Origin of the sequence: Paenibacillus sp. AN1007, from assembly GCF_040702995.1 — a bacterium.
Classification (GTDB): domain Bacteria; phylum Bacillota; class Bacilli; order Paenibacillales; family Paenibacillaceae; genus Paenibacillus.
In genome coordinates this window covers 3,920,797-3,946,899 of sequence record NZ_CP159992.1, presented here as the reverse complement: position 1 = coordinate 3,946,899, position 26,103 = coordinate 3,920,797, and the positions used below count along the sequence as shown (strand labels likewise).

Below are 26,103 nucleotides of genomic sequence, written 5' to 3'. Positions count from 1 at the left end.
CGCCCGCAGGGCAGAAGGGAGAGCTATCATGAGCACACAAACGCATACCCAAAGACGGCTTCGAACCCGCACTCATGCAAAGGATTCCGAATTCAACCTGGCATTTCAGGTGATCGCTTATACTGTCATCATTATTTTGTCCATCATGTGCCTGCTGCCATTTCTGCTCATTTTGTCAGGCTCATTCACCAGCAACGAATCCATCGTGCGGGACGGTTATCATCTCTTTCCAACACACTTTTCTCTGGAAGGATACAAAATGGTGTTCAAATTCCCAACCCAGGTCCTGAAAGCATATGGGGTAACCGTGTTTACCACGGTAGTTGGTACGACACTGGGCTTGTTTTTTATCACCATGGCCGGATTTGTGCTGCGAGCGCAAGGATTTCAAATACCGCAACACGTTCTCCTTCTTCATCTACTTTACAACACTGTTTGGTGGGGGACTTGTGCCTTGGTACATCATGCTGGCGAACTATTTTAACCTGACGGACACGTATACCGTTCTGATTTTCCCGGGACTTATGACTCCGTTTCTGATTATTCTGATGAAAAACTTTATTCGCTCCGCTGTGCCGGATGAGCTGATTGAATCGGCCAAGATCGACGGAGCCAACGATTTTCGCATCTATTTCAGCATTGTGCTGAAACTGGCAATGCCCGGCATCGCCACCGTTGGACTGTTTCTTGCTCTGGGGTACTGGAACGACTGGTTTACATCATCCTTATTTATTAACAATCCGGATATGTATCAGCTTCAGTTTTATCTCTACAACACGATGAATACCATTACCTTCATTGACCAGATGGCGATTGGTACGGGGGTTACCCTCAGTCAGGATGTTCCAACAGAGTCCACCAAGATGGCAATGGCTATTATCGTTACCGGTCCCATTTTGTTCTTGTATCCGTTTGTGCAGCGCTATTTTGTCAAAGGACTCACGATTGGTGCAGTTAAAGGTTAGAACGTATCCACGCTGGGGACGTCAGGCCGATGCTGGATATCCAGGGTCTGATGCATGGCGGGTCTGCGCTAACATATAGATTTAACACAAAAAGGGAGGATGCACATGCGTAATAAAATGATTCGGCACCTGTCTATGGTACTTGCTCTGATGTTGTTTGCCGGGGTACTGGCTGCCTGTAATGGCGGCGGGTCAGGAGGGAATGCGCAGGGAGGCTCATCGGACAATAAAGGCGAGAAAGTAACACTGCAATTTTACATGCTTGGTGATGCGCCCAAAGATCTGCCTGTAATTGAGTCCGAGATTAACAAGCTGGCTGAAGCGGATTTAAATGTTAATGTAAAATTTAACTTCACGTCCTGGACCGACTGGGATCAAAAATATAAATTGCTGCTGTCTTCCGGACAGCCAATCGATTTAATCTTTACAGCGGACTGGACGAATTATCAGTCCTATGCCAAAAAAGGCGCTTTCCTGCCGCTGGATGAACTTCTTGCAAAGACACCTGCGCTTAAATCTCATGTCCCGGATGATATGTGGAATGCGGTTAAGATCAATGACAAAATCTACACGGTTCCATCCACATGGATTGAATACGTAACAGAAGGCATTGCTTACCGCGAAGACTTGCGTGAGAAGTATAATCTGCCGAAGCCTGAGTCTATGGAAACGCTCGAAGCTTATCTGGAAGGCATCAAGGCAAACGAGCCCAATATGATTCCGATCGCAGACAGCAGTGCAAACCACACTCATGGGGTTCGTCAATTAACTTCCAAGCTGGTAAATACGGCAGGACAGCTTCCATACGGCCTGGAAATTATGTATGACTCACCATCGACGGTAACGTCCTATTGGGGCTCACCGCAGCATCTGGAGGATCTCAAAACATATAAACGCTGGATGGATAAAGGCTTTTTCCCGAAAAACGTGCTGAACGTCAAGGATACATCCAATTCACTGCTGCAGAATGGTAAGGCGGCTGTCGTTCTTGCCGGGGAGAATCCGAACAAATTCAATTCCGACGTAATTAAGGTCCAATCCACTCACCCGGACTGGAAGCTGGGATATTTTCCTTATCCGAATGCCAAAGGATTTGCACAGCCGGTGCATCCGATTCATAACGGTTTTGCTGTTCCGCGCAGCAGCAAAAATCCGGAAAGAGCACTGGCATTTTATGAGAAGCTTGTGACGGATAAACGATATAACTGGCTGACGGAGTATGGTGTGGAAGGCAAAAACTTTGAAGTGAAAGATGGTTATTATCATATGATCGGCGATGCCCAAAGCAACGGCTTCCCGCGTGAAGGTATGAATGGATGGGCATGGCGTAACCCGGAGTTTATGCTGTATGACAAAAGTTTTGATGATGTGCTGACCATGTTTAAAGACCTCGACAAGATTAAAAAACCGGATATTTTCACCGGTTTTGCCGAGGATTGGACCCCTTATCAAGCAGAAAAAGCGGCTTTGGAGCAGGTGGAGAAGCAGTACTTGTATCCGCTTAACGTAGGTCTTGTCGCAGATGTAGAAGGCGGTCTGAACACGTTTATGGAGAAAGCCAAGCAGGCAGGTCTGGAGAAAATCCAATCCGAGTATACAAAGCAGTGGCAGGAGTATCTGAAAACGGCGGGTATACAGTAAGGCGATGAAGCCGCTGCTCTAAAAAACCAAAAAAAGGTGCCTTCGTTTTGAAGGCACCTTTACTCATGAATTGAAAGAAATGATGAATGCGAGATGCTCGGATCGTTCTGATTATACTCGTGTTTCTTCGGAAGAGGAGGACTGCAGATCCTGCAGCAAATTCATGATGCAGTGGGCGCTTTCCATCGGATGCACCTTGGCAATTTCGGCCAGATGCCGTTTCCTTTTCTCGACTACTTCCGGATAATGGTGGAGGAGTTTATTCATCCATTGTACGACCACATCAAGTGAGGTGAGGGGTTCGCCCAAACCTCTGGCTGTGAAGTAATGCACATTCTCTTCTTCCTGCCCGGGAATTGGATTATGAAAAAGCATCGGAATACCTTTGGCTAAACCTTCACTGCAGGTCATACCACCCGGTTTGGTAATCAGCAGGTCGGAAACTTCCATTAATTTGTCAATCTCCGTCGTATAACCGATGATATGGATATTTTCCTGTTGAAACAGCGGGTCCTGTTCCATACGGGTGCGTATTTTGTCGTTACGCCCGAGGCAGAAAATGATCTGGATATCCTCATGCCAGCGTGCCAGCAGCTGGTGGACAACCTTATCACTAATCATTCCCCAACCACCGCCCATCACCAGCACAGTGGGCATGTTCTTCAGATTGAATCTGCTGCGAATCTCTTCATGTCCAGGGTGTTCCCAGAAGTTCGGGTGAACCGGAATACCTGTCACTTTGATTTTGTCTACAGCTACACCTCGGTACATCAATTTTGACTTTACTTCTTCCGAGGAAACGAGATACAGATCAACCTCAGGACTAATCCAAGTACCGTGTGCGTCATAATCAGTTAAGACGTTGCACAGCGGGACATTCGTTCCCAGCCGCTTTAAACGAGAAATTACAGCACTTGGGATCGGATGAGTGCAGACAATGGCACTCGGATGCAGCTGACGAACGACACTGCGGGTATGTGTGTAAAACAATTTGTGCAGTGCAAGAGTTGTCAGCCGGTTTAAAGGTTTTTTATACTGCTGTTTGTACATGTATCCAACAAGTTTCGGTTGATTGGTCACCGTTTTTTTGTACGCATTAATAATAAGTGGCGCTACTTTTGGATTGAGAAAGCTTCCCAGCTCAAGCACTTTGGTTTGAATCATGGGAGAGAGCTTTCGTAAATGGCTGGACAATGCATAAGCGGCTTGGGTGTGTCCTGCACCAAACCCTTCAGATAATAGTAAGATTCTTTTTTTCTCCACGCTTGCTTCACCTGTTCCTGCTAGGTTTTCCTGAGTCTAACATATCGGCTTTAAGGCCAGAATGCAACTGCGGCAAGTGCGACTAAAGTACCGATTGCAGCTCCTGCCAAAACATCGGACGGATAGTGGAGCCCCAGATAGATTCGGGAGAATCCGACAATAAGAGCCACAGGCAGCAGTGTTAGCAGTAGAAACGGTTCAGCAGCCATGAAGGGCACTGTAACCGAAAAAATAGCAGTCGTATGCCCGGACGGAAACGAATGATCCGTCAGAGGGTTGCGGAAAGTGATTGTATCAGGCAGGGCCAGATAGGGCCGAATGCGAGGATACAATTTTTTGGCTATGGCTACTGGGATGTGACTTACGGCTAAAGCAATGCAGGCCTGAAGTCCAATCGTGCTCCATGGAGCCGGGGCGAGCAGCCAGATCAAAAGAGATACAGCAATGGAAGAAGTTGCTCCACCAAGGTGGGTGAAATAGTACAGCCAGAAATTCATAAACCGATTATGAAGTCGGCCGTTAATCCACATAAATACGTTACGATCATACTCTTGGAACTTTAAGAAAAAACGGCTCATATTGGCCTCCTGCCAGTAGGCCGCCCCAAGGGCGGCAGTATTTCCGGGATGCTGCGGGTGTCCGGTTTCCACCTGATTAGTATATAACCGTTTTTTGAAGTCTTGAGGTTATTTCAGACATATGTTTATCATATTTTTAAATGTTGTCCTTTTCAAGAAGAACACATGTAAAGAACGTAAAATTCATGTAAAAGAGTGGGTAAAAAACCAGTGTATTTTTTTGACTTCAATCCTTGAAAAAAGATACAATGATTCAACGTGGCTGAAATGAGGTAAAAAAATGTGAGTTTTAGATTAAACTTTTTGGTGCCCATTTACGTTATTTGAAGTAGAGGTGCAGTTAATCTGCAGTAAGCCGCAGAAAAAAGAAGGGACTTTAGAAATAAAAATCAAGAAAACGGCTGAAAATAAGATATAACAGGCATGAATGCGAGGTTGTGGTATCAAGGAGTGGCTATTCAGCGTTTAAAGTTCACATTTCTGCTTCAGACAGTAGAATTGGGGTTTTGACAAATCGCTGAAAAGAATACAGAATCGATAAAGCAGCCCACGGGCCGCAGCCATGATTTGAAACATTGCCTGTATCACTGACGTAGTAAACAAAAGCACAGGGTCATATTCTGCAATTACAAAAAAACAAAATGCAGAATCAGGAAGAGAAATGCCGAAGTAATTTGGGTTTTATTAAAAGGGGGTAACAGAGAACGATGTTGGACGCTATATTTGTCACGCTGCAGGTCATTCTGGCACTGCTCGCCGTGTACCAATTCACGTTTTCGCTGTTCGGTCTGTATAAGAAAAAGAAAAAGAAAAATTATCCTGCTTCAAAATCATTTGCCGTGCTCGTTGCGGCGCACAATGAGGAGCAAGTTATTGGCGCGCTGATGGAAAACCTGAAGCAGCTTGATTATCCTAGGGATCTGTACGATGTATTTGTTATCTGTGACAACTGCACAGATAGTACGGCAGATATCGTTCGCGAGCATGGCTGGAATGCCTGTGTGCGCACGAATCCTGACCTGAGAGGTAAAGGTTATGCCATCGAATGGATGCTTAAATACTTGTGGGATTTGCCGCGCCAGTATGATGCGGTAGTTATGTTTGACGCCGATAATCTGGTGGAACAGAACTTCCTGCGCGAGATGAACAACGACTTGTGCAATGGAGCACGTGTTATTCAAGGATACATCGATACAAAGAATCCTGAAGATTCATGGATTACAGCTGCTTATGGTGTATCGTATTGGTACATCAACCGTTTGTGGCAGTTGTCCCGTCATAATCTGAACATGGCGAATTTCCTCGGTGGTACGGGCATGTGCTTCGAGACGAATTTGCTAAAAGATATCGGTTGGGGAGCTACAAGTCTGGTAGAAGATCTGGAGTTTACCATGCGCAGCGTGCAGCGTAATGTATATCCAGTGTTTAACTATGATGCCAAAGTATTTGATGAGAAACCATTAACATTCAAAGCGTCTGCAAGACAGCGCCTGCGCTGGATGCAGGGTCACTTTACGGTTGCCAGAAGATACTTCTTCCCGCTGCTCTGGCAGTCGATCAAAGAAAGAAGTCTGGTGAAGTTTGACCTTGCTGTGTATGGTGCCAATGTATATGTAGTGCTTCTTACCTTTCTATTGACGGCTGTAATGTCGATCGATATCTATGTGCTGGATGGGCCGCATATTGCCAATATCTATGGCTACTTCCCGCTATGGGTCGGGTTCATTGCTATCGGTATGAATGTGCTGACGTTCCTGTTATCGATGGCTCTGGAGAAAGTTACTTTTGCCAAAGTGTATCTGTATCTGATCCTGTTCCCGATTTATCTGCTGTCGTGGTATCCGATTACCTTCTATGCGTTCTTCACACAGAACAACAAACAGTGGAGCCACACACAGCACACACGGGTTGTACGTCTGGACGAAGTGCAGAGCAAACAAGGTTAACTTTCGGATAGAGTAATGTGAGAATCAGTACACTGCTATGAGTCTTGTCATACTGTTTCAAAAAAATATGCTGTATATGTTGACAACGTTGCTTGGCGAATGGTATAGTGTTCAAGTGTGTTAAACAAATAGCAAAATGGAATCACAAGCAGAAGTCCGACTTCTCACCTGTCCAACATCAGTTGGCTGGTCAACGATCCCAATAATTTATGAAGTGTATACTCATGAAGAATTGTGTTGATTACAGGGATGTCGGTAGCTTGACCGGCATCCCTTTTATTTTTGTGTAACTGGATATTCAAAATGACCTGGAGGTGGACGGTTATTAGTAAAGATCACATGATTAATGACGAGATTCGGGCGAAGGAAGTACGCCTTGTCGGAGCTGAAGGAGAACAAATCGGGATTACACCCATTCGTGAAGCACTTCAAATGGCAATTGACCTGAACTTGGACCTGGTCAATGTGGCCCCACAGGCTAAACCGCCGGTGTGCCGCATCATGGACTATGGCAAATTCCGCTATGAGCAGCAGAAGAAAGAAAAAGAAGCCCGTAAGAACCAGAAAATTGTTGATATTAAAGAAGTATGGTTCCGTTCCAATATTGAGGAGCACGATTATCAGACGAAGCTTCGTAATGTAATTAAGTTTTTGAAAGAAGGCGACAAAGTGAAATGCTCCGTTCGTTATCGCGGACGTGAGATTGCACATGCGTCTATTGGTCAAAAGATTTTGGAACGCGTTAAGGTGGAAGTTGCAGAACTTTGTACCGTTGAGCGTCAACCCAAACTGGAAGGCCGCAGTATGATCATGATCTTGGCTCCTAAAGCCTGATAACATTGGAGGAGGAAACACAATATGCCTAAAATGAAAACACACAGCAGTTTGAAAGGACGCTTCAAAATTACCGGTTCCGGTAAAGTCCTTCGTTACAAAGCTCACAAAAACCACTTGCTTTCTCACAAATCCAAACGTGCGAAGCGCGTTCTGAACGGTAACCCGGTTATGGCTGCAGGTGACGTGAGACGTTTGAAACAAGGTTTGGCTAACCTGAAAGGTTAATTCAAAATACTAGATTCCGTACGGGGGATTGGCTTCGGCCATACACATACCACGGATACATTTATATTTATTTGGGAGGTTCTTTAATATGGCAAGAGTAAAAGGCGGTTTTGTAGTACGTCGTCGTCATAAAAAGGTTTTGAAACTGGCAAGAGGTTATTTCGGTTCCAAACACCGTATCTTTAAAACAGCTAATGAGCAAGTAATGAAATCCTTGGTATACGCATACCGTGACCGTCGCAACACGAAACGTAACTTCCGCAGACTGTGGATCGTTCGTATCAATGCTGCAGCACGTATGAACGGTTTGTCTTACAACAAACTGATCCACGGATTGAAACTTGCTGGAGTAGACATGAACCGCAAAATGTTGGCTGATCTGGCCGTTAATGACATCAATGCGTTCAACTCTTTGGCGACTGTAGCTAAAGGCAAAATCAACGCTTAAATCTGTATAATGTAAGCCGCCGTACTACGGCGGCTTTTTTTACGGATTGGAGAATAAGAACAGCGTAGGAAGAACAACCTAGATACATCGCAGCATCAGGAGATAAGAGCACAAATTGCGATGCTCCTTAGTGAATAACACAACATGACACTACATAAAATACGAACGGTGGAATAATGCAAAGAAACACGCCTCTTTTGCGATGCATAAGGGGAGTGATGGTAAGTGTTTGTTACACAACATCACATCGCTGTAACGTTAGTGTGTTAAAACGTTAAATTATTAAGCGCTTTCAATAAAAAAAGTACAAAAATAAGTGAACTTTGGTGATTATACATCTGGATTTTAACACTGGTTGATTGTATAATCACCTCTAGTAGGTCAGTCCTAAATTTTTCTTTTCGGGTCATAATGTTCGGTTTTTCGACAGATGAGCAGATGTTGTGAAGATAAGAATGCGCTTTTCATTCCAATTAACCAAACATTCCGCTTCTAACCTGTTTCCCTATCTGTTGGTCCGTGCAGTGCAGACAAGATTTGAAAGGGACATATTATTAAGGGGGAAAAAGAGAAATGAAAAAAATGCTCAGCTTGTCTCTGGTGATGCTGCTGGCAGTATCGGTCATGCTCGCAGGATGCGGAAGCAAACCGAAAGAAGAATCAAACGCTGGTGGAAACAACGGCGGTGCTGCAAGCGAAGCCAAATCCGATATTCAAATCGGTATGGTTACTGACGTAGGCGGCGTAAACGACAAGTCCTTTAACCAATCCGCTTGGGAAGCTCTTCAAGCAACCAATACAGAAACAGGTGCAAAAGTTAAATACCTGCAAAGTAAATCGGATGAAGAATATATTCCAAACTTGAACGAATTTGTTAAAGGTGGATATAACCTGACTTGGGGTATCGGTTATCAGTTGGAAAAAGCGATCAAAGCAGTAGCTGATCAAAATCCGGATGCCAAACTTGCAATCATCGACAGCGTAGTGGATGCACCTAACGTGAAATCCGTAACATTCGCTGAAGAAGAAGGTTCTTTCCTCGTAGGTGTTGTTGCTGGTTTGACAACAAAAACAAATAAAGTTGGTTTTGTAGGCGGAGCAGAGAGCACACTGATTAAAAAGTTTGAAGTAGGTTTCAGAGAAGGGGTTAAAGCAGTTAACCCTGACGCTCAATTTATTCCAAACTACACAGGTGCTTTTGACAAGCCTGACCTGGGTAAAGCTCAGCTGCTACATTGTACAACCAAGGCGTAGACATCATTTTCCACGCTTCAGGTGCAACTGGTAACGGTGTGTTTAAAGAAGCAGATGCTCGTAAGAAACAAGGTCAGGATGTATGGGTAATCGGTGTCGATAAGGACCAATCCCTGGAGTTCGGTGATGAAGTAACGCTGACTTCCATGATTAAAAAAGTGGATGAAGCAGTTAAACGTGTTAATAAAGAAGTGATTGACGGAACATTCAAAGGTGGAGCAGAAACATTGACTTTGAAAGATAACGGCGTAGGCATTGCAGATACTTCCAGTAAAAACGTGAAGCCTGACGTTTTGGCCAAAGTTGACGAATACAAAGAAAAAATCATCAGCGGCGAAATCAAAGTACCTAAAGAGTAATAATGCAGGTGTTTGAAATTGCTGAATATAATTATCAGGGCCGGTCTTGACCGGCCTTGTGATTGTAAAGACAGGAACATTTGATCAAGCCATCATAACATTTGTACAAGGTGACATTTGTAACACTGCTCCGGATCGGAGCTTTTCTTAAGATAATAGAGTTTTAAGATATTTTCAGCGGAGCTGAACAACTGTATTATCGCAAGAAAAATTTCAGTAAAGTGCGATCTTTCTTCCATAAAGTACGTCGATAGACGTTTTTTTTACGTTTGCGGAACCACACTATATCAGTTATAAGGGTGATTACATGGGTGCAGCAACCCCCGTCGTTGAGTTGAAACAGATAACGAAGCGTTTCCCAGGCATTGTTGCCAACGACGCCATCAGCCTTCAGCTTCAGAAAGGCGAGATTCATGCTCTACTGGGCGAAAACGGCGCTGGTAAGTCAACATTAATGAATATTGTTTTTGGTCTCTATCAGCCAGATGAAGGTTCCATTGAAGTGAATGGCAAACCTGTCATCATCGATAGTCCTAACCGGGCAATCGATCTTGGCATCGGTATGGTGCATCAGCATTTTAAGCTTGTACAGCCGTTCACGGTAACAGAGAACATTATTTTGGGATCCGAGCCTAAGAAGGGTCTCAATATTAACTATAAAAAGGCTGCTGCAGAAGTACAGCGATTGTCCGAGCAGTATGGGCTTAAGGTTAACCCTCATGCCAAAATTCATGATATCTCTGTCGGTATGCAGCAGCGTGTTGAGATTGTTAAAACATTGTACCGCGGTGCGGACATTCTGATCTTCGATGAACCTACAGCGGTACTTACACCGCAGGAAATCAAAGAGCTGATGGTTATCATGAAAAAACTTGTTGCAGAAGGCAAGTCGATTATTCTCATTACCCATAAGCTGAAAGAAATCATGGAGATTTCGGATACAGTAACCATTATTCGTCGTGGCAAGGTCATTGATTCCGTCAAAACATCGGAAACGAATCCGAATGAACTGGCAGAGAAAATGGTTGGCCGCAACGTTACGTTCAAAGTGGACAAGAAGCCTGCCACGCCTGGAGCCAATGTGCTTGAGGTCAGCAAGTTGATGTCCAAAAACAAAGAAGGAATCGCAGTACTGAACGAATTCAATCTGAATGTGCGTGCCGGAGAAATTGTCGGTATTGCCGGCGTTGACGGTAATGGCCAGAGTGAATTAATTGAAGCTCTTACTGGCCTGCGTAAAGTCGACAGTGGATCAATCCGCCTGCAGGGGAAAGAACTGTCCAACCACTCTCCGCGTCATATATCCGAGGCGGGTGTCGCACACATTCCAGAGGACAGACATAAGCATGGGCTTGTTCTGGATTTTTCGGTGAGCGAAAATATCGTTCTGGAGTCATATTACAAGGAACCGTATACGCGCAAAGGTTTCCTTAACTTTGAGGCAATCAAAAAGCAGGCCAAGCGGCTTGTTGAAGCATTTGACGTGCGTACACCGAGCATCGAGACAAAAGCGCGTTCGCTGTCCGGAGGAAACCAGCAGAAGGCCATTATCGCCCGTGAGGTCGATAAAAACCCTGAATTGCTGATTGCGGCTCAGCCAACTCGTGGACTGGACGTAGGAGCTATCGAGTTTGTACAGAAGCAATTGATCGCACAACGAGACCAGGGGAAGGCCGTGCTGCTTATTTCGTTCGAGTTGGATGAGATCATGAACGTTTCGGACCGCATTGCGGTGATCTACGAAGGACAGATCGTAGGTGAGGTGCTGCCGGAAGAAACCAATGACAGGGAGCTCGGCTTGATGATGGCGGGCAGCACCCAAAAGAGAGGTACTGTGCATGAATAAAGTATTAAAATGGTTTACCCGGGATTCATTTATTATGCCAGTCGTGGCGATTCTGATGGGACTCATTCTCGGGGGAATTGTTATGATGATTGGTGGATATAACCCATTTGAAGCGTATGGTGCGTTGTTTAAAAAGGTGTTTGGCGATATGTACAACTTCGGTGAAGCTGTTCGTGAGATGACACCACTCATCATGACAGGGCTCGCGTTTGCTTTTGCCGCTCGCGCCGGACTGTTTAATATTGGGGGCGAAGGACAGTTTCTCGTAGGTATGACTGCTGCTACCTTCGTAGGTGTGAAGTTCGCAGGCCTGCCTATTTATATTCACGCGCCTCTGGCGTTGATTGCGGGGGCGGTGTTTGGCGGACTTTGGGCTGCCATTGCAGGTTATTTGAAGGCTGCTCGCGGAGTTAATGAAGTAATCAGCAGTATTATGCTCAACTGGATCGGATTGTATCTGGCGAACCTTATCGTAAGACAGTTCTTACTGCTTCCAGGCGACAATCGTTCAGCAGATATCAGCGACACGGCATCCATTAGTTTGACTTGGCTTTCTGAATTAATGGGGGACTCCCGCGTTCATATGGGAACGTTGATTGCGATCGTGATGGCTGTAGTCTTTTATATTTATATGTGGAAAACGAAGCAGGGTTTTGAAATTCGCGCTGTAGGTCTCAACTCGAACGCAGCAGAATATGCAGGGATGAGTGTTAATCGAAATATTGTAAAAGCGATGTTTATTAGCGGTATGCTTGCAGGTTTGGGCGGCGCTTTTCAAATTTTGGGTGTATTCCACTATCAATCCTTAATGACGGGTTCACCTGGAACAGGATTTGATGGTATAGCCGTAGCATTGATTGGTTTGAATCATCCATTTGGTGTATTGCTGGGGGCAGTTCTATTCGGAACTCTCACATACGGTTCAGCAGGAATGAGCTTTGCTGCGGATGTACCGCCGGAGATTATTCGGATTGTCATCGGTTCGATTATCTTTTTCATTGCAGCACAAGGCATCGTGCGCTGGATTCTTAAACCGTTCTATTCCAAGCGCAAGAAAGAGAAGGTGTTGTAGATGGACTTGTTGACAATCGGGCAAATTATTAATACGACGCTTGTCTTTGCTACGGCATTGATTTTTGCTTCCCTCGGGGGGATTTTCTCGGAAAAATCCGGAGTAACAAACCTTGGTCTCGAAGGTTTTATGGTGTTCGGTGCTTTTGCGGCCGGTATTGGGGCTCACTATGCTCAGGAAGCGGGTATGGGCGGAACGACAGCAGCATGGATGGGAGTCCTGCTTGCTATAGTCATTGGTGTGCTCGTTTCACTTATTCATGCAGTGGCCTCGATCACGTTTAAAGCTGACCAAATTATCAGCGGTATCGTAATTAACTTTTTGGCAGCAGGAAGTACGCTGTACATGGTAAAACTGCTGTTTGAAGGTTCTGGAGATTCACCTCTGGTTCAAGGATTTAACAAATTCAATGTGCCTTTTCTTGAGGATATTCCTTTGCTCGGAGAAGCGCTCTTCAAAAATGTTTATCCACCAACGTATTTGGCAATATTATTTGTGTTTTTGACCTATTACATTATGTTCAAAACACCTTTTGGCCTTCGTCTGCGTGCAGTGGGTGAACATCCAAGTGCGGCCGATACAGTAGGTATTAAAGTGCGTCGTTACCGTTATATCGGTGTGATGATCAGTGGAGCACTTGCAGCCGTTGGCGGCGCAGCCATTACACTGACGACGACAGGGACTTTTTCGCACAACACGGTATCGGGACAAGGTTTTATTGCCATAGCAGCGATGATCTTTGGTAAGTGGAATCCGATCGGGGCTTTTGGAGCAGCGGCATTTTTCGGATTTTCTCAAGCCATTCGAAACTATGTGCAAAATTTTGAATGGACCCAAAGTATTCCCCAGGAAATTATCTACATGCTGCCTTACTTGCTGACACTTATTGTGCTTGTAGCAGCAGTGGGACGTTCTTCGGCGCCATCTGCACTGGGAGAACCGTATGATCCGGGTAAGAGGTAATAAATATATGATTTAATGCTGTATCAGGAATACGTTATACACAAGAGGTCCGCAATCGAGCGGGCCTTTTTTGTATTTGTTTCTAAGCACCCAACTTTTTCGGTATGGACAAAGAAACAGGCGAATCCAGTCTTGGACGAATACACTGTTTTGAATGATCCGAGGAGGAGGGATAGTATGAAAAAACATGTCACGCGTACTGAAGCGATGAAACTCATAGGCAAAAACATTGTTGCGATCAAAAAAGACGGTACTCGGGTTACAGGGAAACTGCTAAAAGTATCAGGCAGCAAACTGGTTCTCAAGCGTCTCGGTGGAAAAAAAGTACGTACCAAGGCCATTTTACCTCTGGTATTGTTTGATTTACTGGCGATTGCAACGCTGCCTTACGCTTATGGTCCAGGCCCTGGTTACGGTCCGGGGTATGGTTCGGGTCCGAAACCTGGATACGGTCCTGGTTATGGACCCGGTTATGGTCCGGGACCGGGATATGGCCCGGGTCCAGGATACGGTCCTTATGGTCCAGGTCCTAGACCACCAGGCATTTTCTAGAAGATACTAGAGTCTTTTTTCCATTTCGTAACAGCGGCTCATCATAATATATCTTAGGTTTTGATATCCGTTTTTTTGGTAAAACTGAAATCCTTTTGTGTTGCCCTCGTCTACCATAACTTTGGATTTTCGGCAGCCGCGAGATACCGCAAAGCTTTCTGCTTTATGCAGTAACGTCTGTCCGTAACGCTTGCGCTGTTCTTTGGTGCTCACGGCCATCATATCGACGTAGAGCAGTTCTCCATGCATGAGAAAATGAATGAATGCGACAGCAGCTTGATTTGGCTCCGGCGAGATGACAAAGGTCATGCCCCTGTTCATCCGCAGGGGTATTTCTTTGCGTATTTTATGGATCTCCTTCTCACTCATATGTGATAGAGGAACAAGCTGCGTGTCAATCAGCTTCATAATGGCGCCGTCATCCAGTTTGGATGAACGCTGACGAATAATCATGCGGAGCCTCCTTTCAGGGCCAGTTGTGCAGCCTGTATATCCTATGCCTGAGGCGAGATAAAAGGTGACTGTATGAAGGCGGAGGCTCAGGGTTAAAATAGGGTGAAGAGAGCCTGCAAAAAGAGGTTTGTACAATTTTATCAAAAACAGGTATTGACTTATCGGTTGGAGGAATCATATAATGTTCCTAACATTTAACGAGAATATTTTATCGGCTATGAAGAGGACGAAGTTTTAAGGGCTCTTTTGCTCAGAGAGTGGCTGGATTTGCTGAAACCACCACCATTATCCCTTATATACGAGCTCACCTCGGAGCTGTTTTCCTGAAAAGCATTGGATCGTCAAATCCTTGCGTATTAGGGGGAATCGTAAGTCTGCGTTACAGACAACAGGTATGGGAGACGACTGTGTTCGTTTGAACATCGTTTTGTTATACCTGGTAAGGTCCGTTATTGCGAAATTTCGGACAAAGTTGGGTGGTACCACGGAAGCGATAACCTTTCGTCCCTCGCAAGCATGAACTTGTTTGCAGGGATGGAAGGTTTTTTTTGTAACTTTGAATGTCAGAATGGTGTAAATTCCGAGGGGAGGATGACTGATGGGAGCTCAAATTCCAGAAGTACGATCAACAGATGAATTACGTGAAAAATGGATGAAGCCGGAGGTCATTAGCGGTTCCGAGATTCTGCTGAGAAGTTTGCTGCTTGAAGGTGTGGATTGTGTCTTCGGTTATCCAGGCGGAGCAGTATTGTACATTTACGATGCGATGTATGGTTTTGAAGATTTCAAACACGTTTTGACTCGTCACGAGCAAGGTGCCATTCACGCGGCTGACGGTTATGCCCGTGCGAGCGGCAAAGTGGGGGTCTGCATCGCAACCTCTGGTCCGGGTGCTACGAACCTTGTTACAGGCATTGCAACGGCGTATATGGATTCCGTACCTTTGGTGGTTATCACAGGTAATGTCGTATCAAGCCTCATCGGTTCGGATGCTTTCCAGGAAGCCGATATTACCGGAATCACGATGCCGATCACGAAACACAGTTATCTGGTCAAAGACGTAAAAGACCTGCCGGGTATCATCCATGAAGCATTCCATATTGCGAATACCGGACGTAAAGGACCTGTATTAATCGATATTCCAAAAGACGTATCGGCGAACAAAACGTTGTTTGAACCAAGCACCGAACCTGTTGTTCTCAGAGGGTACAATCCACGGACGGTACCAAACAAATTACAGGTAGATCGCTTGGCGCAGGCCATTCAGGAAGCGGAACGCCCAATGATTATTGCAGGTGGCGGTGTAGTTTACTCTGGCGGACACGAAGCACTTTTCGAGTTTGTAGAGAAGACAGGCATTCCGATCACGACAACCCTTCTTGGACTTGGCGCTTTCCCTAGTGGTCATGAGCTTTGGACAGGGATGCCGGGCATGCACGGAACGTACACTTCGAATCTGGCGATACAGCAATCCGATCTGCTGATTAATATTGGAGCACGCTTCGATGACCGGGTTACAGGGAAATTGGATGGGTTCGCGCCGCATGCGAAAGTTGTTCATATCGATATCGACCCTGCAGAGATCGGTAAAAATATCGCGACAGATATCCCGATCGTAGGTGATGTGAAAACGGTACTGGAGATTGCCAATAAGGAAGTGCAGCGTGCTGAGCGTGCGGATGCATGGCGAGACCAGATCAAACAGTGGAAGCAGGAAAAACCTTACAGCTACACAGATTCTGATGAAGTATTGAAACCACAGTGGGTTATTGAAATGTTGAACGACACTACCAAAGGTGAAGCTATCGTAACCACCGATGTTGGGCAGCATCAGATGTGGGCAGCTCAGTACTACAAGTTCAATCAACCGCGGTCTTGGGTTACGTCAGGTGGACTCGGAACCATGGGCTTCGGCTTCCCTTCTGCGATCGGTGCTCAAATGGCCAATCCGGATCGATTGGTTATTTCCATCAACGGAGATGGCGGAATGCAGATGTGTTCTCAGGAACTCGCTATCTGCGCAATTAACAACATTCCGGTTAAAATTGTAATTATTAACAACGAAGTACTTGGAATGGTTCGTCAGTGGCAGGAACTGATTTACGAAAATCGATACAGTCACATCGACCTGGCAGGGAGCCCTGATTTTGTGAAGCTGGCGGAGGCCTACGGCGTGAAGGGGCTGCGCGCAACAAACAAGGAAGAAGCAGAGCGTGCTTGGCAGGAAGCTTTGGATACACCAGGGCCAGTCGTTGTCGAATTTGTAGTACGCAAGGATGAAAATGTTTATCCAATGGTTCCGCAGGGAGCAACAATCGATCAAATGCTGATGGGAGATGCTGAGGAATGATAAGACATACGATTTCGATATTGGTTAATGACCAGCCAGGTGTCCTTCAGCGTGTATCCGGATTGTTTGGTCGACGCGGCTATAACATTGAAAGTATTACGGTAGGTCAATCTGAAGAGCCAGGTCTTTCCCGGATGGTCATTGTTACGATGGGTGACGACAAAACGATCGAGCAAATTGAGAAACAGCTCTATAAAATTATCGATGTTATCAAAGTGGTTGACTTCAGCCTCAAACCGATGGTTGCCCGTGAACTTGCACTGATCAAGGTAAAAGCCGAGCCTTCTGAGCGTCCGGAAATTTTGGGTGTAGTGGAAACATTCCGAGCATCGGTTGTCGATGTAGGCCCAGCAAGCCTGATGGTACAGGCGGTTGGGGATACGGACAAAATTGATGCCATGATTGAACTGCTCAAGCCTTATGGCATTCGTGAACTATCGCGTACAGGTGTAACGGCATTGGTACGGGGTAACGTCTAGAGGTATAATGCAATCAAGATGGGTTGATTCATACATGAACACAATGATTTACTTGTGAAAATGCACAGTTAGCGTAAAATAAACGTTATGTGATAGAGATGGGTCAGTCCCGTCATTTCTGTAAAGTAACATTTTAGTGATGTAACGCTTGAAAAGAGAGCCACACCCCCGCATTAACGAGCGGGTGTCTGAACGGATCGGATCATGTGCAGCGGTACCCGCATCAATCATGCAGTTTTTTACAAGATGCGAAGGTTATCGGTCCATTGAGACACCCGCTCATTAATGAAGGGTTCTTTACAATACAAAGGAGGACTTATAACATGCCAGTAACTACTTATTATGAACAGGATGCAGAGCTTAGCGTATTGAAAGGAAAAACGATCGCGGTGATCGGATATGGCAGCCAAGGTCATGCTCAGGCACAAAACCTGCGTGACAGCGGATTGAACGTAGTTATCGGACTTCGTGAAGGTAAATCTTTTGACGCTGCTAAAAATGATGGATTTGAAGTGTTGTCTCCGGCTGAAGCAACTAGCCGTGCAGATGTGGTTCAAATCTTGCTGCCGGATGAAACTCAAGCTTCTGTATACAAAAACGAAATCGAACCAAACCTGAAAAAAGGCGCAGCACTGCTCTTCTCTCACGGTTTCAACGTTCACTTCGGCCAAATCGTTGCTCCAAAAGACAGCGATGTACTGCTGGTAGCTCCTAAGTCCCCTGGCCACATGGTACGTCGTACCTATGTAGAAGGATTCGGTGTTCCTGGTCTGATCGCGATCGAAAAAGATGCAACAGGTAAAGCGAAAGACATCGGTCTCGCTTATGCAAAAGGAATCGGCTGCACACGTGCAGGCGTAATCGAAACTTCCTTCCGTGAAGAAACAGAAACAGACTTGTTCGGTGAGCAAGCGGTTCTGTGTGGCGGTGTAAGTGCCCTCGTTAAAGCTGGATTCGAAACGTTGACAGAAGCTGGATATGCTCCTGAAATGGCATACTTCGAGTGTCTGCACGAATTGAAACTGATCGTTGACATGATGTATGAAGGTGGACTTGCAAGCATGCGTGATTCCATCAGCAACACAGCAGAGTACGGTGACTATGTAACTGGACCTCGCGTTGTTACAGAAGATACGAAGAAAGCGATGAAAGAAGTGCTTTCCGATATCCAACAAGGTAAATTCGCACGTGACTTCATCCTGGAGAACCAATCCGGTCGTGCATTCCTGACGGCAACACGCCGCAACGAAGCTGAACACCCAATCGAAGTGGTTGGCGGACAATTGCGCGAAATGATGCACTGGATCAAAAAATAAGCAGTCATTTGGCTCGCTTTTTGAACAAGCATTGTAAAAGATCCAAGGAGCTTAGAGCGTGAACTGGGAATAGCGGCCGTGCTTATGCGTGAGCCGCTATTCTGGTTTGCGGGAAGCTATAAATAAAGCAGGAGGTGCGAAGCGTGCGTAAAATCTATGTATTTGACACAACGCTGCGTGATGGAGAGCAATCTCCAGGAGTCAATCTGAACACTCGTGAGAAAGTGGAGATTGCCCATCAACTGGAGCGGCTTGGCATTGACCGGATGGAGGCAGGTTTCCCGGCAGCATCTCCAGGTGACCTTGCCGCAGTTAACGCCGTAGCGAAAGCGGTTAAAAATGTTACGGTAATTGGCTTGTCCCGTTCGAGAGAGCAGGACATTGATGCGGTGAGGGAAGCGCTTAAAGGCGCACAGGACCCTTGTATTCACGTGTTTTTAGCGACCTCGCCGATCCATCGCCAGCACAAGCTGCGCATGGATAAAGGACAGGTGCTGGATACAGCACGTTCTGCCATTCGTTATGCGAAGAAGACATTTTCGAAAATTGAATTTTCCTTGGAGGATGCAGGGCGTACCGAGTATGATTTCCTCGTGGAAATGGTGAATATGGCGGTTGAAGAGGGTGCTTCGGTCGTCAATATTCCAGATACGGTCGGTTATCTGAGTCCGTACGAATACGGAAATATTTTCAAACATCTGAAGGAAAATGTTCACAATATCGATAAGGTTCAGCTGAGTGCCCACTGTCATAACGATCTGGGTATGGCCACTGCCAATACACTTGCAGCCATCCTTAATGGCGCAGATCAAATCGAAGGAACGATCAACGGAATTGGAGAGCGTGCAGGTAACACGGCGATTGAAGAAATCGCAATGGCGCTGGAAACACGTCAGGAGTTTTTCCAGGCGAAAACAACGCTGCAGTTGTCAGAAATTGCACGTACCAGCCGTTTGGTCAGCCGTTTGACGGGTATGGTTGTTCCAGGGAACAAAGCGATTGTTGGCGCTAACGCCTTTGCGCACGAGTCTGGTATTCACCAGGATGGCATGCTGAAGGAAAAAACCACCTATGAAATCATGACGCCAGAAACGATTGGGCTTAAAGAGAGCAAGCTGGTGCTGGGTAAACACTCCGGTCGCCACGCGTTCCGCGAGCGCTTGATTGACCTCGGCTATGAGCTGGACGAAGAGGCGTTGAACCGTGCTTTTGCACAATTTAAAGATCTGGCAGACAAGAAAAAAGAAGTTACCGATGAAGACCTGCTTGCTGTAATCGAGGAAAAATTGCAGGATGCTCCTGAGGTGTACAAACTGGAATCCATCTTTGTTACGTATGGTGATGAATCCGTGCCTACGGCTAAAGTTCGCATTGCGATGCTGGATGGCGCAGCGGTGGAGAAACAGGCTGAAGGCAATGGTTCAGTGGATGCGATCTATAACGCTATCGATCAAGTGAGTGGGGAAGAGGTCACGCTGTCGGATTATTCCATCAAATCGGTAACACATGGCAAGGATGCCCTTGGTGAAGTTCATGTCGTGCTGACTCAAAATCAGGTTTCTGTTCAAGGACGCGGGGTGAGCACAGATATTCTTGGTGCTAGTGCTCGTGCGTACGTAGACGGTTTGAACCAATTGATTGAGAAGCGCAAAACGTACACGAACCGTGTTAACGTTAATTTGTAGAAGAATACTGCACCGCGTGCTTAAAGCACAATTTCAGGCCTGCTAACTAGGCGTGTACAGTACAACAGCTAAAGCCGAAAATATTAAAAAGTCTGCCCCCTCTGAAGTCAACTGTATCCTAAAGTATAGACGTGATGAAGTCTATCTATTATGAGCACAGTTCAACGGGGGGCAGACTTTTTTTATTACAATTTTACCATGCGTATGCGTTAGGAGCGTGCCCACCAGGCCCAGGGAAGATCTCATCCAGACGTTTGAGGGTGGATTCATCCAGTGTCAGGTCGAGACATTTCAGGGCGCTTTCGAACTGCTCGAGTGTACGGGGACCAATAATTGGTGCAGTCACAGCCGGATTGGCAGCTACCCAAGCAAGGGCAACCGTATCCTGCGGCTCACCCAGATCACGGCACAGCGCAGCAAAATCTTCAAGCTGTGTCTGATGCTGCTCAATGCGTTCTGCAATGCCTCCGCTGCGTGTTCCTTCAAGCTTCTGCATCGCATTACGTCCAAGCAATCCGCCATCGAGCGGGCTCCATGGAATAACGCCGAGCCCGAGCGCTTTAGCGGCCGGTAATACCTCCAGTTCAGGCAGACGGCAGTTCAGGCTGTATTTATGCTGCTCGGATACAAGACCGAGGAAGTGACGATTCTTCGCTTCACTCTGGGCAAGCGCGATCTGCCAAGCGGCGAAGTTACTTGAGCCGACATATCCAATTTTGCCCTGATATACGGCATGTTCAAATGCTCCCCACAGCTCGTCCCACGTAATAACCGGATCGACATGATGCATCTGGTACAGCTCAATATGATCGGTTTGCAGACGCTGCAGCGAACCTTCGAGGTGGCGTCTGATTTTGTATGCGGAGAGCCCCGCCTCGTTGTTGGGGCCATCTGTTTCATCATGCATGGAACCATAGACTTTGGTAGCAAGCACAACCTTTTCACGTCTGCCGCCGCCTTGTTTGAACCATCGCCCGATAATCTTTTCCGTAAGACCGGAATTTTCACCCCAGCCATAAATGTTAGCGGTATCAAAAAAGTTAACACCTGCATCCAGCGCTGCGTCCATAATGCGGAAAGCTTCTTTCTCGTCGGTGGCCGGCCCGAAATTCATCGTACCCAGACAGATGCGGCTGACTTTAAGGCCTGATTTACCTAAATAAGAATAATGCATGGTGAACATCCCTCCAGCATACCTGATTTGATTTCAGCTATATTTTAACTTACCCTGTCCTGACGAACAACTTTAAAGCTAGGATTCGCCCCCTTATAGGTAAAAACTATTAAAGTCATAGATTGTATATCTTGGTCAAATGACCGCAGAATATGATACAAAGAAGAGAGTTATTTATGAGACGATGTTTTACACAGTCACAATCGATTGGCAGATAAGTGACGAATGAAGATGAGGGAGTGGACAACCTATGGCAGACGTGAAAAAAATTGCAGTAATCGCAGGTGACGGAATTGGTCCTGAAGTTGTGGCCGAGGCGGAGAAAGTTTTGAAACGTACGGAGGAAGTATTCGGTTATCGCTTTGAAACTGAGCATGCACTCTTTGGTGGTATTGCCATCGATGAGAAAGGTACACCGCTTCCGGAAGAAACACTGACTGTATGTAAAAATGCAGATGCAGTGCTGCTCGGAGCAGTAGGCGGACCGAAATGGGACAATAACAGCAAGGAGCTTCGTCCTGAAACAGGACTGCTGGGCATTCGCAAAGCGCTCGGTCTATTCTCTAATTTGCGTCCGGCTGTCGTATTCGACTGCTTGAAAGACGCTTCCACCCTAAAACCGGAAGTGCTTGAAGGCACAGACTTGATGGTCGTTCGTGAACTGACAGGCGGAATTTATTTCGGTGAGAAGTTCAGACGTGAAAGTGCACAGGGCGAAGAGGCAGTGGATACTTGTGCTTACAACGTATCTGAAGTAGAACGCATCGTTCGTCAGGCCTTTGAGATTGCTCAGGGCCGCCGTAAAAAGCTGGCTTCCGTTGATAAAGCGAACGTGCTGGAAACGTCCCGCCTCTGGCGTGAAGTGGTTAACCGGGTAGCTCCGGATTACCCGGATGTTGAACTGGAACACGTGCTTGTAGATAACTGTGCGATGCAGCTGCTGCGTCGTCCGGCAAGCTTCGATGTTATTGTAACGGAAAATATGTTTGGCGACATTTTGAGTGATGAAGCGGCAATGCTTACAGGTTCCATCGGTATGCTTGCTTCCGCATCGCTGGGTGAAGGCAGCTTCGGACTCTACGAACCGGTACACGGTTCTGCGCCGGATATTGCCGGCCAAGGCTTGGCTAACCCGATTGCAACCATCCTGTCTCTGGCGTTGATGTTCCGTACAACGTTTGGATATGCAGAAGGTGCTGATGCAATTGAAGAGGCTGTAGCGAATGTTCTGAACGCAGGTCACCGTACAAGTGACATCGCCGTCGACAAGAGCAAAGCGATCAGCACCACCGAGATGGGCGACCTGATTGTCGCAGCTATTCAGAAAAAGGCTTAAATTTCCGTTTCAGCCTGTCCGCGTATTGAAACATTAAACATATCTCAGGATACAGTCCTGTGCTTCGTATAAGAAACAGCCCTTTGATACCCTAGTAGAACGTCTTTTGGTTTCTAATAGCGGAAAATGCAGAGGGCTGTTCCTTTCTCATTTTTCGTTTAAATTCGGCACGGAAATTTCTTATTTATAATTATTATAAAAAAATAACGTTTATAATCTTGACTTTGAGAAGTGCGGATGATAACATTTTATTTGTACTTGAGAACAAGTATCAAAACAATTAATGACAGGACAAGCGCTTGCGTGTATCCTGATGATGAGCAATCCGCACGGATGCTTACATAATCCCAAAGGAGGAATTTTTAGTTATGGCAGAACGTTTGGTAGGTAGACCGGCACCAGATTTCGCAATGGAAACAGTATCAGGAGACGGACAAGATTTTGGTTCCGTTAAACTGTCCGATTACCGCGGTAAATGGCTTGTATTCTTCTTTTATCCTTTGGACTTCACATTTGTGTGCCCAACAGAGATTACAGCTTTGAGCGACGCTTCCGAGCAATTCAAAGCTTTGGATACAGAAATTCTTGGCGTGAGCGTAGACTCCGTACACAGCCACAAAGCATGGATCAACACACCAAAAGACAGCAATGGTCTTGGTCAATTGAACTTCCCGCTTGCTTCCGACATCACGAAGCAAGTAGCTAAAGATTATGGTGTTCTGATCGAAGAAGAAGGCGTAGCACTGCGCGGTCTGTTTATCATCGATCCAGAAGGCGAACTGAAATACCAAGTGGTTAACCACAACGATGTAGGCCGTAGTGTTGAAGAAACACTTCGCGTACTGCAAGCACTGCAATCCGGCGGATTGTGTGCAATGAACTGGAAACCAGGCGACAGCAACCTGTAAGCCAGGTTTACTTGAACGGTTTATGTTCAAGCCCTCATCCCACTCGGGATTGAGGGCTTTTTGCAACCTTTTTCCACAGCAGAACGTTAACTTTATCAAGGTGTTTGAACAAGCTGCCAAGCGTGTTAATAATGTAATAGAAGAATGATTTCTTTTTTATAAGAGGAAAGAGGAATTGAAGGCTTATAAAGCGAATAGGGTATGGAAACCCGGTAATTATTCCGGTAATCCGCATTTATAATTTGCATATGAATGTGATACACTGTTTGAACGATTCCCTTTCGGAAGTTTTTGAAGTGCACGGGTTGTGTCTACACAAAAATCCCGGCACCTAATAAGGAGGGTGAACAAAGATGAGTTACTGTTGTGGGGCAAGTATGGTTGGAACGAAGGGCACGCTGAAGCATTACCGCACCCAGGTTCATAATGTTCCCCTGCTGTTCTGTCCGGTGTGTCACCGGGTTGAGGTGCACTACAAGGTTGAGAATGAGTATGAGATTCTTGCTGAGTATGCACATGGTGATGGAGCTTCTGAGATTGATTTTCAAGACTATGTGACAGAAGATGAGGATGCAATCTTTGAGAATTGCGTAAATCGTGAAAGTGAAGATGCGATGGTCATCGTTCAGCGTCAGATTGATATGTCACTTGATCTGCTGCGGCTCGCCAAGGAAATGAAAGATGAGAAATGGGAGAGCGAACTGAAACGCCGCCTTGCTGTCATGAGTCAGCGGAAATTGAAAATTCAACATAACAAGACCGGACTATAGATTGCAGTTGAGATGTTATGTCAGTGAACGATTGTCAGAAAATACGAAACGAAGCTGATTTTCCTTTAAGGTGAAGAGGCTTCGTTTTTTGTGTTTTTTAAATAGATTCATGGATTATTTGCAAAATAACTCCCATTCGACACTTTCTCCGATTGACTCTATTCCCTAAACTTGTCTATGATAAAAACAGACTTGCAAAAGAGGCGGAGCAAAATAAAGGGTTTTCGTTTGGGAATTGGAAAAGGTTAGAAAGGAACAAACGTATATGATTTTTCCGGACTTTCTTTGGATTAACCGGATTAGACCAGCTTACGTTCCGGACATGCCATCCATATTTTCGGCTCAGCCCCCTGATGAAAGGGACCCGGTAATCAACAACCCAATCGGCCCTTCCTGTTTCTGTGATGATATGATGTCCGAACGGCAAAGTTTATCATTTACGTGAAAAGGAGGAACCTGAAGTGATTAGTGAATTTCAGGATACAGTGCCTCAACCAACGGACGTGCTTCCTCAAGTGCATCTGGATAACAATAAGTACGAAAATGTGCTGGAACACATGGATAGCGGCATCATGCTGTTTGACAATCTCGGTATCTTGACGTTTATTAATGTTCAGATGGCCAAACTGCTGGAACTGCCGAGAGATCTGTTAAGCGGCTGTACGTTAATGCAGATGCTGCGTCTGCCACAGATGAGCCGGTTTAAGAAAAAGAAAATTTTGAGGATTTACCGGGAGACGATCTTTCATCGTAAGCGCTATCATGAATTGACGGATGAGTATGGAAGACACTGGCTGGTAACGGTGACTTACGGCGATCAGATGGATGGTGATTTTCTATTCAGCGTCAAGGATGTATCGGATTACAAGCAGATTGAGCAAACCGCCTATCAAAATGACAAACTTGCTATGCTTGGCCGCATCTCCGCGTCGATTGCCCATGAAATTCGTAATCCGTTAACAGCTATTCGCGGATTTATCCAGCTGCTCCGGCCCCACCTGCTGCAGCTTGGCAAGGATGAGTATGCACGAATCATCCTAACGGAGATTGACAGGGCAAATGATATCATCTATGAGTTTTTGAATTCCTCCAAACCTTCGGCTCCCCAAAAAACGGTTATAACCGTAGAGTCTTTGCTTAAAGAAGTCGTTCTGCTGACCGAGAGTGAAGGGCTGATGAAAGGGTGCGAAATTCTGCTGGAGGTGGATGACACTCCGCTGCATGTGTCCATCGATGTGAAACAGATCAAACAGGTCATCTTGAATATTGTCAAAAATGCTATGGACGCGATCGAAGAAGTAGGTGAAGAGTATACAGGCAGGATTCGGATCACGACAGCTACGGAAAACAATTTTGTACAGATCACGATCGCTGATAATGGCCGCGGCATGGATCACAACACCTTGGTACGTCTGTTCGATCCATTCTTTACGACGAAAGAGAGCGGAACAGGTCTGGGACTCTCCGTGAGCTACCGTATCATTAAAAATCATGGAGGCACGATCTCAGTAGACAGCCAAAAGGGAGAAGGCACCAGCTTTGTGATCAAGCTTCCATTGGTATAATGGCACAAATGATGTCAGAAGGGATCGGTATCCTGCCGGTTCCTTTGTTTTTTGTTGGAACAAATAGGGTTATAGTTAGAAATGAATGCGAATACATATGCATCACGGAAGGAAGGGA

At 45.9% G+C, this 26,103-nt stretch carries 21 protein-coding genes and 2 pseudogenes; 19 read left to right on the top strand and 4 right to left on the bottom strand.

The window, feature by feature from the left end; genetic code table 11:
- Positions 1-28 precede the first annotated feature (28 nt).
- Positions 29-965, top strand: a pseudogene (locus ABXS70_RS17470) (carbohydrate ABC transporter permease).
- A gap of 105 nt (positions 966-1,070) precedes the next feature.
- Complete coding sequence (locus tag ABXS70_RS17465) at positions 1,071-2,606, top strand: extracellular solute-binding protein (protein ID WP_342555041.1); 1,536 nt, start codon at positions 1,071-1,073, stop codon at positions 2,604-2,606.
- Positions 2,607-2,717: 111 nt separating this feature from the next.
- Here the strand turns inward: ABXS70_RS17465 and ABXS70_RS17460 are convergent, their stop codons facing one another.
- Positions 2,718-3,869, bottom strand: a complete 1,152-nt coding sequence (locus tag ABXS70_RS17460) for a glycosyltransferase (protein ID WP_342555042.1) — start codon at positions 3,867-3,869, stop codon at positions 2,718-2,720.
- 50 nt (positions 3,870-3,919) lie between these two features.
- The gene (locus ABXS70_RS17455; RefSeq protein WP_342555043.1) at positions 3,920-4,447 is read right to left on the bottom strand and encodes a phosphatase PAP2 family protein; all 528 of its coding nucleotides are present in this window, start codon (positions 4,445-4,447) and stop codon (positions 3,920-3,922) included.
- 707 nt (positions 4,448-5,154) lie between these two features.
- On the opposite strand from ABXS70_RS17455, the gene ABXS70_RS17450 reads away from it, so the two are divergent.
- The 9 genes and pseudogenes from ABXS70_RS17450 to ABXS70_RS17410 all read left to right on the top strand — a co-directional run bounded on the left by ABXS70_RS17450 (position 5,155) and on the right by ABXS70_RS17410 (position 13,949).
- Positions 5,155-6,393: a glycosyltransferase family 2 protein gene (locus ABXS70_RS17450; RefSeq protein WP_342555044.1), complete on the top strand. Its 1,239-nt coding sequence runs from the start codon at positions 5,155-5,157 to the stop codon at positions 6,391-6,393.
- A gap of 339 nt (positions 6,394-6,732) precedes the next feature.
- Positions 6,733-7,227: a translation initiation factor IF-3 gene (infC, locus tag ABXS70_RS17445; protein WP_342556284.1), complete on the top strand. Its 495-nt coding sequence runs from the start codon at positions 6,733-6,735 to the stop codon at positions 7,225-7,227.
- A 24-nt stretch (positions 7,228-7,251) separates the two neighbouring features.
- Positions 7,252-7,455: a 50S ribosomal protein L35 gene (gene rpmI / locus ABXS70_RS17440; protein ID WP_017689665.1), complete on the top strand. Its 204-nt coding sequence runs from the start codon at positions 7,252-7,254 to the stop codon at positions 7,453-7,455.
- Positions 7,456-7,543: 88 nt separating this feature from the next.
- Positions 7,544-7,903, top strand: coding sequence for a 50S ribosomal protein L20 (gene rplT / locus ABXS70_RS17435; protein ID WP_017689664.1), 360 nt, complete (start codon positions 7,544-7,546; stop codon positions 7,901-7,903).
- A gap of 573 nt (positions 7,904-8,476) precedes the next feature.
- Positions 8,477-9,516: pseudogene (locus ABXS70_RS17430) on the top strand (BMP family ABC transporter substrate-binding protein).
- A 307-nt stretch (positions 9,517-9,823) separates the two neighbouring features.
- Positions 9,824-11,362, top strand: a complete 1,539-nt coding sequence (locus ABXS70_RS17425; protein ID WP_342555046.1) for an ABC transporter ATP-binding protein — start codon at positions 9,824-9,826, stop codon at positions 11,360-11,362.
- Entirely contained in the window at positions 11,355-12,434 is a 1,080-nt protein-coding gene (locus ABXS70_RS17420; RefSeq protein WP_342555047.1) for an ABC transporter permease, read from the top strand. The genes ABXS70_RS17425 and ABXS70_RS17420 overlap by 8 nt, the downstream gene beginning before the upstream one ends.
- Complete coding sequence (locus ABXS70_RS17415) at positions 12,435-13,397, top strand: ABC transporter permease (protein ID WP_342555048.1); 963 nt, start codon at positions 12,435-12,437, stop codon at positions 13,395-13,397.
- 177 nt (positions 13,398-13,574) lie between these two features.
- On the top strand, positions 13,575-13,949 hold the full coding sequence (locus ABXS70_RS17410) for a hypothetical protein (RefSeq protein ID WP_366289475.1): 375 nt from the start codon (positions 13,575-13,577) through the stop codon (positions 13,947-13,949).
- A 6-nt stretch (positions 13,950-13,955) separates the two neighbouring features.
- On the opposite strand, the gene ABXS70_RS17405 is transcribed toward ABXS70_RS17410, so the two are convergent.
- On the bottom strand, positions 13,956-14,402 hold the full coding sequence (locus ABXS70_RS17405) for a GNAT family N-acetyltransferase (protein ID WP_366289472.1): 447 nt from the start codon (positions 14,400-14,402) through the stop codon (positions 13,956-13,958).
- 598 nt (positions 14,403-15,000) lie between these two features.
- Between ABXS70_RS17405 and ilvB the strand changes: the two genes are divergently transcribed.
- From ilvB to ABXS70_RS17385, 4 genes are all read left to right on the top strand, one after another.
- Positions 15,001-16,752 carry a biosynthetic-type acetolactate synthase large subunit gene (gene ilvB / locus ABXS70_RS17400; RefSeq protein WP_342555051.1) on the top strand — a complete coding sequence of 584 codons (1,752 nt, stop codon included), beginning with the start codon at positions 15,001-15,003 and terminating at the stop codon, positions 16,750-16,752.
- Positions 16,749-17,231, top strand: coding sequence for an acetolactate synthase small subunit (gene ilvN, locus ABXS70_RS17395; RefSeq protein ID WP_342555052.1), 483 nt, complete (start codon positions 16,749-16,751; stop codon positions 17,229-17,231). Before ilvB ends, ilvN begins: the two co-directional genes overlap by 4 nt.
- A gap of 323 nt (positions 17,232-17,554) precedes the next feature.
- Positions 17,555-18,547 carry a ketol-acid reductoisomerase gene (ilvC, locus tag ABXS70_RS17390; protein ID WP_090922211.1) on the top strand — a complete coding sequence of 331 codons (993 nt, stop codon included), beginning with the start codon at positions 17,555-17,557 and terminating at the stop codon, positions 18,545-18,547.
- A 143-nt stretch (positions 18,548-18,690) separates the two neighbouring features.
- Entirely contained in the window at positions 18,691-20,232 is a 1,542-nt protein-coding gene (locus tag ABXS70_RS17385) for a 2-isopropylmalate synthase (protein WP_342555053.1), read from the top strand.
- A gap of 193 nt (positions 20,233-20,425) precedes the next feature.
- Here ABXS70_RS17385 and ABXS70_RS17380 read toward each other — a convergent pair whose 3' ends face one another.
- Positions 20,426-21,406, bottom strand: a complete 981-nt coding sequence (locus tag ABXS70_RS17380) for an aldo/keto reductase (protein ID WP_342555054.1) — start codon at positions 21,404-21,406, stop codon at positions 20,426-20,428.
- Between the two features lie 250 nt (positions 21,407-21,656).
- Between ABXS70_RS17380 and leuB the strand changes: the two genes are divergently transcribed.
- From leuB to ABXS70_RS17360, 4 genes are all read left to right on the top strand, one after another.
- On the top strand, positions 21,657-22,742 hold the full coding sequence (gene leuB / locus ABXS70_RS17375) for a 3-isopropylmalate dehydrogenase (protein WP_342555055.1): 1,086 nt from the start codon (positions 21,657-21,659) through the stop codon (positions 22,740-22,742).
- Between the two features lie 368 nt (positions 22,743-23,110).
- Positions 23,111-23,650: a peroxiredoxin gene (locus ABXS70_RS17370; RefSeq protein WP_062320195.1), complete on the top strand. Its 540-nt coding sequence runs from the start codon at positions 23,111-23,113 to the stop codon at positions 23,648-23,650.
- A 353-nt stretch (positions 23,651-24,003) separates the two neighbouring features.
- Positions 24,004-24,420 carry a hypothetical protein gene (locus tag ABXS70_RS17365; protein WP_090922221.1) on the top strand — a complete coding sequence of 139 codons (417 nt, stop codon included), beginning with the start codon at positions 24,004-24,006 and terminating at the stop codon, positions 24,418-24,420.
- A 485-nt stretch (positions 24,421-24,905) separates the two neighbouring features.
- On the top strand, positions 24,906-25,985 hold the full coding sequence (locus tag ABXS70_RS17360) for an ATP-binding protein (RefSeq protein ID WP_342556285.1): 1,080 nt from the start codon (positions 24,906-24,908) through the stop codon (positions 25,983-25,985).
- Positions 25,986-26,103 lie beyond the last annotated feature (118 nt).